Raw genomic sequence first — 13,565 nt, forward strand, 5'->3', positions numbered from 1 at the left:
ACATATTTTATTAACGCAAAAATAATGACCCAATCGTCAAATATCAAGTATCAAATACAAAAGAAATTATAATGAATTGTAATTTTTAAAATAAAAGCTCAACCTTTCTTGCTCAACTCCAGCAAATAAGGTTTATTCAACAACTCCACATCCTTTCCTTCCAATTTAATCACCCCTTCTTTATCAAGCATTTTCAGCATCTTGACTGCACTTTCTGTGGTAATACCGGCAAAATCAGCCAGATTCTTCCTGCTTAACAAAGTAAACACCTCAACATACTCCTTCTTTATCTCATCTATATATAATAAGGTTTCTGCTATTCTTCCCATCATTTGCTTATACAAAACCACCCTCAAGGTTTCAAATAGATTATTATTCTGTTCTGTATACCTCCTTATCAGGCTCAAACCAAAACTACCATTTTGATTAATGACTTTTGAAATAGCTGTTTTTTCAACCAACATCACCTGGCAATCACAAATAGCTACAGATGAATAGCTAAATGTATTGGCTGAAAATACAGATGACAAGCCCACAAATTCACCTGGTTGAATGATACGCAAATTAAAACTCTTATTATTATCTCCTTCTACATACTGTATAGCCAATCCCTTTACCACAAAAAGCACATAAGATGCAAAAGTCCCTTGTTTTATCAAATTGTCGCCCTTACGAAACAGTACCTGAGTACGGCTGCTCCGGATTAAGTCGGCTTCTTCAGGATTTAATGCCTGAAAGCAGGGGGCTTTAATTTCACATATATATTCACTATCGTTTTCTGAAAGAGTCTTCATTACATCTTTTTTTATCAAGGAATCTTCAAATATAAAACTTTACCCAATAAAAAAGTTGTTCAAGATCAATTTTGAAACAGATTATAGTCAAGGTTGAAATCTTTTTTCCCTCATAATTTGAATATAGTTTTACCTATCAATTTTTCTTTTTAAAAAAACACATACAAAATATGGACAAAATTTTAATTATTGGAGGGGTTGCTGCAGGAGCAACAGCAGCAGCAAAAGCAAGAAGGATTTCACCAGATGCCCAAATTACAATGCTGGAAGCCGGGCCTGATATTTCATTTGCCAATTGCGGACTCCCATATTATATAGCCGGTGATATTAAAAACCGCTCAAGCTTAATACTGCAAAGCCCTGAAAGTTTTAAAGAACAGTATGATGTTGATGTACATACTCATACTTTGGTAACAGCAATTGATAAAGAGGCACGCATGGTTGAAACAGTTGACAGCCGCGATGGGTCAAAAAACAGTTACGGGTATACAAAGCTTATATTGGCACAGGGAGGAAGACCAGTTCAGCCAGACCTGCCCGGTGCAGACACCGACCATGTTTTTAGTCTATGGACCTTAGAAGATATGGACAAAATAGATAACCACCTGAACAACAAAGATCCTAAAACGGCAGTTGTTGTTGGAGGAGGTTTTATTGGCTTAGAAATGGTTGAAGCCCTGGTAAAAAGGGGTCTAAAGGTTCATGTTGTTGAAAAGATGCCGCATGTAATGTCAATTATGGAAGCTGAAACAGCAGGTTTTATAACTCGCGAATTACTTGAATATGGTGTTGATGTGCATACAGAAACTGCAGTCACCAAAATAAATACAAACACTGTTGAACTGGATAATGGAAAAGTTATTGATGCTGACATGGTGCTTCTATCGATTGGTGTTCGACCTACCCTACAATTGGCAAAGGATGCAGGTTTGGCAATAGGTGAAGCAGGTGGCTTATTGGTTAACGACAAACTTGAGACTTCAGATCCTGATATTTATGCCGCCGGAGATATGGTTGAAATTGAGCATCGTGTCAATGGCAAAAAGGTAAGAATACCTTTAGCAGGACCAGCAAACAGACAAGGTAGAATTGCTGCGGAAAACGCCTTGGGAGGAAAACATAGTTACAAAGGTTCTATAGGCACCTCTGTAGTTCGAGTTTTTGATGCAGTAGCGGGCACAACCGGTCTTTCGCTTAAACAAGCCCTGGCTGCAGGAATTGATGCCGATGCCGTGGTTGTACATAAAGAACATCATACATCATATTATCCAGGGGCTGAAACCGTAAGCGTTATGCTAGTCTTTGATAAAAAAACAGGTATTATTCTTGGAGGACAAACTGCTGGCTATAAAGGTGCCGACAAACGTTTAGATGTAATTGCAACAGCAACAGCGGCCAAATTACCTGTTAGTGAAATAGCAGATATGGATTTTGCATATTCGCCTCCTATAGGAACAGCCAATGATGTTATGAATATGGCTGCCTATACGGCTGAAAATAAGATATCAGGATACAGTACCAGCATTCCCGTAAGCAACCTTGACGCCTACCTGGAATCAAAACAGCAAGTCATCGTATTAGATGTTAGAGATGTTTTCGCTTTTCAGAAAAGCAGTTTAAAAGGGGCACACCATTTACCTATAGAGATGCTATCAAAGCATCTGGACCAGATTCCCAAAGACATTCCTATTATAGTATATGATGAAACTGGTAAAAAAGGACATCAGGCATTACGTACTCTGGTTGGTGCAGGATGTAAAGAAGTCGTCAATATATCAGGAGGTCATATATCGCTGCAGCGCCATGCCATTACTGTAGGTTTTAAAAACTTCCATGTTGAACTATTACCCGTTGAAAAAAAATCAACAGCAGAAAGAGCAATTGAGCAAGAGGAGACTAACAAAAATATTTCGGCCAACGAAATGGAACGTTTGGTAATTGATGTTAGAACGCCTGGCGAATTTATGGGAGGTGCATTCCCCAATGCTGTAAATATCCCGTTAGATGACATTATGGCAAACAAGGCAGATATAGGAAACAATACAGATCGAGAAATAATTGTTTATTGTGCATCAGGGGCACGTTCGGCATATGCACAACAAGTTTTGATGCAGCGAGGATTTACCAATGTAAAGAACGGAGGGGGAATTGCTGCTATGATGTCGAAATACTAAAGATATAACATTCTTGGAGAAGCAAAAAGGCCAGTAGGTAATTGATACTTACTGGCCTTTATCATATCTCATTGTATTTTTTAAATAGTTCTAATAACTATCTCTTGCTGTTTCACCATGTAAAGCAGCATCAAGTCCCATTTCTTCGTCTTCAACAGAAACTTTAACCGGAGTAATCTTATTGATTAACCATAGCATACCATAGGTAAAACCAAAGGCGTATACCGAAGAAAAAATAATGGCTACAACTTGCTTGAAAAGAAATGATGAATCACCATAAAACAAACCATCTGCCCCATTTGCATTTACAGCTTTTGTTGCAAACAACCCTAGCATCAAGGTACCCAAAACACCTCCAACACCATGAACGCCCCATACATCAAGAGCATCATCCCATTGGAACCTGTCCTTTATTTTTACAGCAATATAGCAGCCAATTGCTGCAATTACTCCAATTAACACAGCTGTATTAATGGTAACATATCCTGCTGCCGGTGTTATAGTTGCCAATCCGGCAATTGAACCAGTTAACAAGCCTATAAATGTCGGCTTTTTTTGATCGGTTCGCACCCATTCTATGGCCAACCAGGTAATAGCAGCAACTGATGCGGCAATATCTGTGTTTAAAAAAGCCATGGCTGTAATACCATTTACCGACAATTCTGAACCAGCATTAAAACCATACCACCCAAACCATAACAAACCAGTACCTACGGCCACTAATGGAATACTGTTGGGCTTTGAATCCCGGTTTCTTCTTTTTCCCACATAAAAAACGGATGCAAGGGCAGCAGCTCCAGCAGTAGCATGCACTACGATACCACCTGCAAAATCGAGCACTCCCCACTCTGCAAGTAATCCTCCACCCCATACCATATGTACAAATGGATAGTATACCAATATCTGCCATACAATTAAAAACAAGATGTACGCTTTAAATGTAACCCGGTTTGCAAATGCCCCTGTAATAAGCGCCGGTGTTATGATGGCAAACATCATCTGATATGAAATAAACACCAGCTCAGGAAAACGTTTGTCAGGTGAATACATCGAGTCCAGACCCACTCCATTTAAAAAGGCCTTATCAAAATTCCCTATAATAGCGCCCTCTCCTCCGCTAAAACATAAAGAATATCCAAAAGCCCACCATAAAATAGTAGTGATTCCAAGCGATACAAAACTTTGTATCATTACTCCAAGAATATTTCTTTTACAGGCCAAGCCCCCGTAAAAAAATGCCAATCCTGGAGTCATGAGCATAACCAAGCTAGTGGCCAGCAACATGAACGTTGTTGTTCCAGTATCAAACATAAATAATAAAAACTGTTAATTAATAATTTTATATGCGTTGCCGCAAAAGTATATATTTTTTCAGCAGGACACCCCCTATTTTAACACACCACCTTTGCATTATACCATATATTTTCACCACACCACTACACCATAACACATCAACATCAAGACTTTACACCACTTCATATGCAATATGATAAAAATCAGCTTTTACCTCTATTTAGAACACATACAAATAATGTAAGTTTAAATTAATTTACCTCCACCCAAATATTACCAGGGCAACACATTAAATAAAACACACAATAACTCAACCACCCTCCCATTTTACCACCCCACACATACCCAAATACATCTTTTTTTACAAATCTTCAAAAGTCATATTCCAACAAATTATTTCACATAACGCATATATAAATATATGGAATTCCAAACCGTCTACTAACCTGCTAACCTTATACAAAAAAAAAGTGTTGCGAACATTATCACAACACTTTCTTTAAATTATCTTCGCTCAGTAACAAGACTAAAACAAGGGCTCATATACATCCGACTCCTCTTCTGGTTTTTCTGTATGCAACCAAATCGTAATCTTTACTTCGCTGCCCGAATAATCAGTAGAAACATAAGAGCCTGATGTACCAGAATTTAGTTCTCCACTACTATAATAGTGATTGTCAGTAAAAGAAGCGCTCATGCTCTTGATCACTGCCTGAGTTTCTGCGGATGAAGAAGTTGTAAATTCAGCAACCTCACCAACTCCGAATTCTGTACCATAATCTCTATTTTCAAAAGATGTGATATCCTGATATACTACATGATAGGTCTCATCCTCTATTCCACCAATAAATGGGTCGTATTCTGTTTTTGTATTATAATCAACATATCCACTATAACTATTGACAACATGACGATTCAATGTAATATCTAACAATCCCTCCATAAAATTATAGGTAATAGTTTGAGAACCTGTCTCTGTACCTGTTGACACAGGCAAATCCTGTCCATTATCCATAACAAGCTCTTGTTTATAATTAACGATAACAGTATATGAAGAATCTTTTATATCTGTTTTATATGAATCATACTCCAATACCTGGAACATATAGTTATAGTCATCCGGCAATACTTTTTCCATATTCCCACTTAAAATAAAATAGCGTTTCCCATTACTAAAGTTGTGTACAAAACCATCACCCACATTGGCATAAGCAACATCTACAATATTTGGAACCGGCTGGGCAGATATTTCAACATCAACATTAAAATCACTACCGGTTTCAGTAGCTGTAGGACATTTTGTATTGACAAAAAGCAAAAATCCGGCATGCATCTGTTTTTCGGAATTATCTTTTGTTTTTGGCTCTAAAAACAATGCATATTTTTCTTTGTCGGAAATATCAACAAACTCCATTTTTTTGCTTTCGTAATTATATTTACCATGATATACTTTGTATTTTTCATTGAGCGCATGACTGGCTTTATACCTGACCACCGTTGCCAACTCATCAGATTGATTCTGAAGCAATACAACTCTGGATGCCATATATGGGATGGTCATTTTTACAGTATCTATCTGAGGTTCCCCCTCACCTTCTTTAAAACCATATAATATCCTACGTGCAAAATCTTCAGTTTGACCAGACTTAGAAACCATAATAACATGACTCAACGGAGTCTTCCCCTCATCTTTGCTAATAACTGTAAAATTATCATCTCCTCCTTCCAGCAAATACCTTACATATGCATCATATTCCGCCCCTGCTGTTGAATTCAACTGAGATACAATCTGTTCATTTAAATAACTTCTCCACAACCACGTTGTCAGATTACTACCTAAAGTATGCTCCTTTAAAAGCTTTACAATATCCAGCTTTGTTCCGGCTCGCTTGGTTTGCATATAATGCAAAAACGAACCTGACAGATTTGCATTTCCACTATTGATTCTTTTTTCGAAAACCGGCAAGGTTGCTTCGTTATCCCAAGATTTTGACAACAATTCAAATATACTTGCATCATCTCTATAACGAACCAACCTATTCTTAATTTCATCCTCAGGCTCTAATCTTTCTAAAATAGTATTCCATACCAGATAGCCACTTAAAGGTGCGTTCACCTCGCACCAAAAATAATTATCAAGAGCAACGCTCATATAATAATCTTGAGTATAATGCATGTATTCATGAGCCAAAGTCTGTTTAAAATCAACAGGATCAACATTCTCCAAAATATCAATAATTAAATACCCTGTAGGGGCCGAATATCCAATAATATTAATCATTCCTTTTGCACCCATATTATAATCAAGGTAAACTCCAATCTCTTCAGGCACTTCAAGACCAAGACTATTAAATTTATCCATGATAATATTTACATAGCCTGCAACATCCTGAACTAAATAAGGATTTCCTCCTGCTTCCGGATCGGTATTTGAATTACGCCATACTTCAGTAGGTTCATTACGCAGCTGAAATTCATAGGATGTATATTGTGTATCATAATTACCTCCTGTTTTATAATAAACGGTAACCTTACCTTGTTTCAGAAAATGAGTAAAAGTACCCTGCCACAGGTTATACCACGACAACTTTGTAAGGTGCTTGGTACTAAACACCAAACAATTATCGTCAACACACAAATCACTTAATTCATATTCAACCCATTTTTGATTTGTATCGTCATAGTAAACCGGACGATAGTTTGGTATTTCTTCTTTGGGAAATGAAGAGGCATCCATATTTTTGAGTCTGATCATAAGTGGAACATCAAACACGTCTCCCACACTAACGGTAACATCATAACACGATCCCATAGTTGCACCTTCTGGTCCTGCCGGTGGGTTATCCAACTTCACTATACTCAACCTGAATTCCTCTCCTGAAAAATTAGCCGGCACAATTACATCAATACTATCCACCGAAATGATAATATCCTGATCGGAAACAGGAATCATATCCTCATACAAAACTTGTCCATACGGATTTACTTTTACACCATCACTTACTATAGGGTTGCACGTTGACTCTTTTACTACCGATCGATAATATGCTGCAGTTTTAGGATACAGCACGAGTTCACTGTCCTTTTCACTAACTACGTTGGCCCACACATCTGTTTGCACCATGGTATCCGCAACCGGAAACCAGCTCTCATTATCGTACGAAGCCTCCCACATGGTCCGACCACGAAGATATTTAGGCGCAACCAGAGTTACATTTTTATCCGTAATACTTGTATTTACTATTTCATCAGAAGCTAAGATATATTCATCAGGATAATCCCTCTCTACTTCCTCATCTTCGGTAATAATACCAAACGAAACAGTATCAGTATTTAAGCAATATATCATTGCATTTTCATGTTCTGTTCCATAGTAATCCCATTTATAACGGGGAATACTATCATTAAACACTTTGCAGTAATATTTTTTGTTGATAGAATACTCATCCATCACCAACTCTAAAACAGGATCACCATCATGATCCTCCCAAGGGGTATTCATCCTGATATTTTCCGGGTATTCGTACCAATAGTATTTATTATAAGGATGTTTAAATGGAGCAATATCCCTTACATCAATTTTTAAGGTATCCCCCTTATGTACCTTGATTAAATTTTCCTTAACAGGCACATTATTTTGTTCGTACCCCAATGCTGTTTCAGAAAACTCATCCATATCAGGTAAATCGCAGAATAAGAAATTATTATAGGAGAAGGTAACATGTCCCTGATCGTAGGTCAATAGGTTTTTAGGTAATGGACTTGAAATTTGGTTGCTATCAATATAAAATTCATTGACCTGCTTCATCATCTCAAGGGTTGACGGAAGCTCCTTAATATTATTGTTATTTAATTTTACAGAAACAAGCTCATTACTTAAACAAATTCCGGCAGGGAATATTGGGATCTGATTGTAGGACAAATCCAATACTGCTAAATTTTGCCACTCTCCAAAATCCTCGGGAATAGAGGCAATATCATTATTTGAAGCATCAAATCCCTCTACATCACGCAAATTAGAAATAGAATCAGGAAGTGCTGTAAGGGCATTGTTTGTAAGTACAATACTTTTGAGCTTTTTTAAGTTTCCAAAACCATTTTCAATTGCCTCAATATAATTGTTGCTCAAATATAAATCCGTCAACTCAGAACAGTTACCTATTTCACCAGGTAAGGTTCCTGAAAAATCATTGTTTGTAGCATCAAATTTTTCGAGACTAACCATATTACCTATCGAAGCTGGTATTTCTCCTGAAAAATTATTATTGGCAATTTCGAGGGTTTTCAAGCTTACTAATCCTCCTATTGAATTAGGCAATACCCCTTCTAATTGATTATCTGACAGAGTACAATATTCCAGCTTAGTTAAATTACCAAAATTATCAGGCAAAGTTCCTGTAAGGTTACTATTCCATAAATACAGATAATTAAGGTTGGAAAGATTACAGATTTCATAAGGTATAGCAGAGTTAAAGTTACAATCATTAGCTGAAAAGGATTCCAGTTTTTGCAAATTGCCAATACCAACAGGTATGCTTCCTGAAACCCCATTACAATTCAGGTATTTTAAACTTTCTATATCACCAATATTGTCAGGAAACTGCACATCTTTATCTGCTATATCGTAAATATCCAGTCCTTGTAATTTTTTTAAGTTGCCTATTCCTTCTGTTAAAGGACCTTGCATATCGGCTCTGATACTTAAAAACTGCAACTCTTCTAAACCACCAATCTCCACTGGTATCTCAAAAGGTGCACCTGTTTTTTCAACCGAAATATTAAGCTTTATTACCCTTCCATTCCATATACCAACATCTGCACCCCAATACACTACATAATCATTTATATTCCAATCTAGTTCACCATCAAAAGCATTATAAACAGCTAACAATGCCAATGAATCCTGTTGGTTTACCGTAAAGGGTTCCGGTGACATACAGATAATTGACCCCGGGTTCGGATTAAATGTATATGATGACTTATGAATATCTCTACTGTTCATATAATAATAGCCATTTCCGGCTCCACCCCAACCAAAATTATAATGAAAATAATCACCATCATAGCCATCTATAACAACCGCATGCCCAACGGGCTCACCTGGTAAGGAAGCATATACAGGTCGCCCCTGATCTAGTTCATTTCTAATAAAACCAGAGTTGTTTTCACCATAAATGGCATGATATTTAAAGAACTCTCTCATAGGCTCTGGTCTGCCATACGCAGCTGAACCATAAGGGCTCCCACAATAATCCATATTTAGTGCCACTCCTATATGTCGCGATAATATATTATAATCAGCGTGACCAGGATCACTCAGATTATAATTAGTGTTTTCAAAATCGCCACATTGCTCACCATATACATCATGAGTGTAACAATACGTACCCGATCCAAAATCAGGATATCGATGATAGGCCATTATCTGGGCTAAAGCAGTTGCTGTACATCCGCTGGGGCACTCGCCAACGTCAGCATGGTAATATTGATCCAAACTCACTCCTGCCTCTCCCAAAAGTGGGCCTACAGAAGCCATAGTACTTTTTAATGAAGACAGATATCGTTCCTTTATTGACTCAACATCCAACATCGGTATACTCTCAAGACTATTGATTAATCCATCAAAACCCTCATTTGTATTTTTTTCAGACAAAATACCTGTCATTGAATACCCTACCACGGCATAGTCATTGCCCGACTGAGCCACAACTACATAACCTTCAGGATTGTTATTGTAATTATACAGTACAGTGGATGCAGCTTTACCTGATTTATAAACCAAATCAAGCCTTATTTCCTTAACTCCCTTCGTCGCCAAAAATTCTCCACCGCATTTCCTTGCCTCATCAAAAGGACTTTGAGCGGTTATGTTTATACTAATACCTAAAAAAACTATTAACAACGAAAGGCATAAGTGATATATATATATTCTCATTTCTATCCTAATTCACTATTTAACAATGATTTTTTCAACATAACTACCAATTGGAGTGCTGATTTTTGCAAAATACATCCCCGGATTTAAATCAACTTCCAAATCCTTGTTTCCATAAACCACTTCATACTGATGCTCAGTCCCGTTAACATCAAATATTTTTATCTCAGCTTCACCAATATTACAATCAACTGTAATACGGCTTGTTACGACAGTGGGATATATACTTACCTTTGATCTGATTTCCTCAACCGATACATCTTCTGTATTTATAGGCAATTCCACACTACACTTATTCTCGTCAGAAATAACCACCGAATACTGATTCATCTTGCGGAGTACAAAATCCACTGTTTCTCCTTTCGAAACAACAATATTATTCTCAAGCCAGGTGTAATCATAGGGCTCTTGACCGCCCGAAACCAAGTACCCAATGGCCCCAAATCGCACTTTTGCATTAATGGGAAGATTATCTTCTAAAACAGATTTTGCGGTAAACTCCTCTTGTTGCGGTTCGGTAATTTTCATTTTCACTACTGTTTGTGCGTTGAGTTGCAATACGGCACACACACACAAGCTTATCGTAATTATAGTTTTCATAATTTCTTTCCTAAATTTGTTAGTTACCATTTTAACAGATCGTTAGATTTTAAATAAAAGATAAGAGACTTATTTACAAGATGCTTAAAATCAAATCTTTACCTAACTTAAGTTGATTTTATTAAATATCTCATATTCTTACACTTACAAAAAATTAACGAACTATTGCATTTACAACCAAACGAAAACCCGTTGTCACACCAAAAAAGCATTGGGGTTCATCCGGATGACCAGAATTTCCCCAACATCCATCTACCAGTCCAGGGATTTTGTATGACCTGTATTTAACAGCACATTCGCCAATACCAAATTGCTCTTGAGTGGTATAACTCCCTCCCCTAACAACTTTATAGATTCCACTCTCCGGGCCTTGTGGTTCAATTTCCGGCACTTGATTAACATAAGCATCCCAATCAAAATACTGACTTTCAAACCAATCAGAACACCACTCTTCAACATTACCACTCATGTCGTATAATCCTAATTCATTGGGAAGTTTGGTTTTAACCTCATGTTTTATATCATCTGAATTTAAGTACTGCCAGGCATAATCTTTAAGTTCATCAGAACCAGCGTAAGTATACCCTTCACTTTTATTTCCCCCTGAAGCTGCATATTCCCACTGAGCCTCTGTTGGCAACAACACGTCAACTCCAATTTTCTCTTTCAGTTTTGGAATAAAATCATTAACAACTGCAGCCCACGTTACCCCTGAAACAGGTTCTAATGGCTTTGGCATATAACCTTGAAAATCCTCAATGGTATCATAAGGCAAACCACCCATTACATTTTCCCAAAGCTGGTTGGTCACTTCTGTTTCACAGATATAATAGTCGTTGAGTTGCACAGTCCTGGTGGCACTTTCAAAAGATATGGTTTCTGAATCTCCCATAATAAAGGTTCCTCCATCTATTCGAATCAAATCAAACTCTGCTCCACCAACATTAAAGCATAATTTATCGCTTCCCTTTTGCATCACCACTAACTTATGGGTAATATCAGCTGAGGAAATGGTTAAATCTGCTGATCGGGAAAGCCCTGTATTTTCACTTACTTTAACAACAAGGGCAACATTACCCGAACTACCGGAGGTTTGAGACAGTTGAAGCCAGCTTGCATTGCTTTGAATATTCCAATTGGTGTTGGCCTGAACAATTACAATATCAGCTTTTACGTCTGAAGCAAAACTTATAGTATCCACATCTACGGTCAGGAAGTCTTCTTCCGGTTCTTTGGATTCATCAACAGTTCCATTACTGTTGTCTCCTAAATCAACAGGATCATCTGAACTACTGCAACTTGATAAAAAACAAAATACAATAGATACAACGATTAAAAAAATACGCATCTGATTATGAGGTTTAATTTATATGCAACATTAAATTTCAACCAACAAAAATATTTAACTTTTTACTCTAAAGGAAAAACTATATCAAAAAGTTAAATACCCTTATCAAAAGAAATTGATGTTTACATGGGCAACTTTTCCAAAGTGCAAACCTTTGGAAAAATCTACCTCTACTATTAAATCCATATCTTATGCTTTCACCGGCACCAACTTCAATCTGGAAAAACTATACGTGAATATAAAATAAAGTACAAAATACACAGGAAACGAGATACATAACCACAACAATATTCCATAAAAATTGTACATTCCAAAAACTTGCAACCCTCCTAAAAAGCTTTCTTTAAACACTGCAAATATAAATGCCATTGAAAACTCAAGACTTTCATCAGAAAACAGCAGGGTACCATATTTCATAAATGGAACAAAAAATAAAAGTTGCAAAGGGTAAACTACGTTTGTAATAAACTGAACCAATACATGATTCAATTTAAATCTCCAGGCAAGAAACAACGACAACCAGATATTCATTCCTAAAAAGAAAGGAATTATACCCAGTACAAAACCAAGGGCTATGGCATTGGCCACTTTATACACAGATAGTTCTTTTGAAACAAGGTCAACAAACTTCCGTTTGGTATTGTTGAAAATCCCAACAATATAGGTTCTAATTTTTCTCATATAAAAAGCAGGTTTATTTTTTATTATCTAAGTAACTCTCACAATATTACCCCTCCATTCATCCTACATTATTATTATATTAAACTTCTTCTAAAAAAAAGAGCGAAACAGACTGCTTCGCTCCCTCTGGTATTTTAACAACGTAATTTACTCTTCTGTCTTATCCGGTTCGTCAGCTACAACCTCTTCTTCCTCACCAAACTTAAGCACTTCTTTTTCAATCAAAAGGTTATACCACTGAATAACTTTTTTCATATCAGAAACATAAACCCTGTCCCTGTCATAATCTGGTAAAACCTCCGCAAAATATGATTTTAATTCATTAGCTGAAGATTTATGACTAATAGCCTGACCACCATCTTCTTTTTCGAAAATATTTTTAAAAACATCCAACAATTTAACGTCTTCGTCTTCTGTAAATATGGAAATATCTTCCAATGCACTAATTCTTGATGTAGCGTAAGCCGGCATTCTTTTGCCATCAACTAACGACTCTACAATAATACTGTTCTTTGCCTGAGAAATCATTTTAAATAATCCTCCTTGTCCTGAAACAGCTAATATTCCTTTTAACATATCACTCATTTCTATTTATTTTTCCCTGTTTACATTCCAATTGCTTTTCACAACAATCATATTCCTAATAATCCGATTGCAAAAATAACAGATTACTATAAACAAAAAAGATGTTTTATAACAAAGTTTAGCATATAAAGAATCAGTAACCGATGATACTATTG

General features: G+C 36.7%; 8 protein-coding genes. 1 reads left to right on the forward strand and 7 read right to left on the reverse strand.

What is annotated here, in order from left to right; genetic code table 11:
* Positions 1-98 precede the first annotated feature (98 nt).
* Positions 99-794 carry a Crp/Fnr family transcriptional regulator gene (locus OM074_RS13185; protein ID WP_301200155.1) on the reverse strand — a complete coding sequence of 232 codons (696 nt, stop codon included), beginning with the start codon at positions 792-794 and terminating at the stop codon, positions 99-101.
* A gap of 170 nt (positions 795-964) precedes the next feature.
* On the opposite strand from OM074_RS13185, the gene OM074_RS13190 reads away from it, so the two are divergent.
* Positions 965-2,968 carry an FAD-dependent oxidoreductase gene (locus tag OM074_RS13190; protein WP_301200157.1) on the forward strand — a complete coding sequence of 668 codons (2,004 nt, stop codon included), beginning with the start codon at positions 965-967 and terminating at the stop codon, positions 2,966-2,968.
* Between the two features lie 90 nt (positions 2,969-3,058).
* Here OM074_RS13190 and OM074_RS13195 read toward each other — a convergent pair whose 3' ends face one another.
* From OM074_RS13195 to OM074_RS13220, 6 genes are all read right to left on the reverse strand, one after another.
* Positions 3,059-4,279 (reverse strand): ammonium transporter, encoded by a 1,221-nt coding sequence (locus OM074_RS13195; protein WP_301200159.1) that lies wholly within the window; start codon positions 4,277-4,279, stop codon positions 3,059-3,061.
* Between the two features lie 508 nt (positions 4,280-4,787).
* Positions 4,788-10,196 (reverse strand): C10 family peptidase, encoded by a 5,409-nt coding sequence (locus OM074_RS13200; RefSeq protein ID WP_301200161.1) that lies wholly within the window; start codon positions 10,194-10,196, stop codon positions 4,788-4,790.
* A 15-nt stretch (positions 10,197-10,211) separates the two neighbouring features.
* Positions 10,212-10,796 carry a T9SS type A sorting domain-containing protein gene (locus OM074_RS13205; RefSeq protein ID WP_301200162.1) on the reverse strand — a complete coding sequence of 195 codons (585 nt, stop codon included), beginning with the start codon at positions 10,794-10,796 and terminating at the stop codon, positions 10,212-10,214.
* A gap of 154 nt (positions 10,797-10,950) precedes the next feature.
* Positions 10,951-12,144, reverse strand: coding sequence for an SUMF1/EgtB/PvdO family nonheme iron enzyme (locus OM074_RS13210; protein ID WP_301200164.1), 1,194 nt, complete (start codon positions 12,142-12,144; stop codon positions 10,951-10,953).
* Positions 12,145-12,333: 189 nt separating this feature from the next.
* Positions 12,334-12,825 (reverse strand): DUF2062 domain-containing protein, encoded by a 492-nt coding sequence (locus OM074_RS13215; protein WP_301200165.1) that lies wholly within the window; start codon positions 12,823-12,825, stop codon positions 12,334-12,336.
* A 147-nt stretch (positions 12,826-12,972) separates the two neighbouring features.
* On the reverse strand, positions 12,973-13,410 hold the full coding sequence (locus tag OM074_RS13220) for a DUF5606 family protein (RefSeq protein WP_301200167.1): 438 nt from the start codon (positions 13,408-13,410) through the stop codon (positions 12,973-12,975).
* Positions 13,411-13,565 lie beyond the last annotated feature (155 nt).

The organism is Plebeiibacterium marinum (assembly GCF_026013615.1).
GTDB classification, from domain to species: Bacteria; Bacteroidota; Bacteroidia; order Bacteroidales; family Marinilabiliaceae; genus Saccharicrinis; species Saccharicrinis marinus_A.

Bases quoted from the DNA above. Each gene is read 5' to 3' on its own strand.
- OM074_RS13190 (WP_301200157.1), top strand. From the start codon at position 965: ATGGACAAAATTTTAATTATTGGAGGGGTTGCTGCAGGAGCAACAGCA.
- OM074_RS13200 (WP_301200161.1), bottom strand. From the start codon at position 10,196: ATGAGAATATATATATATCACTTATGCCTTTCGTTGTTAATAGTTTTT.
- OM074_RS13210 (WP_301200164.1), bottom strand. From the start codon at position 12,144: ATGCGTATTTTTTTAATCGTTGTATCTATTGTATTTTGTTTTTTATCA.
- OM074_RS13220 (WP_301200167.1), bottom strand. From the start codon at position 13,410: ATGAGTGATATGTTAAAAGGAATATTAGCTGTTTCAGGACAAGGAGGA.
- OM074_RS13195 (WP_301200159.1), bottom strand. From the start codon at position 4,279: ATGTTTGATACTGGAACAACAACGTTCATGTTGCTGGCCACTAGCTTG.
- OM074_RS13215 (WP_301200165.1), bottom strand. From the start codon at position 12,825: ATGAGAAAAATTAGAACCTATATTGTTGGGATTTTCAACAATACCAAA.
- OM074_RS13205 (WP_301200162.1), bottom strand. From the start codon at position 10,796: ATGAAAACTATAATTACGATAAGCTTGTGTGTGTGTGCCGTATTGCAA.
- OM074_RS13185 (WP_301200155.1), bottom strand. From the start codon at position 794: ATGAAGACTCTTTCAGAAAACGATAGTGAATATATATGTGAAATTAAA.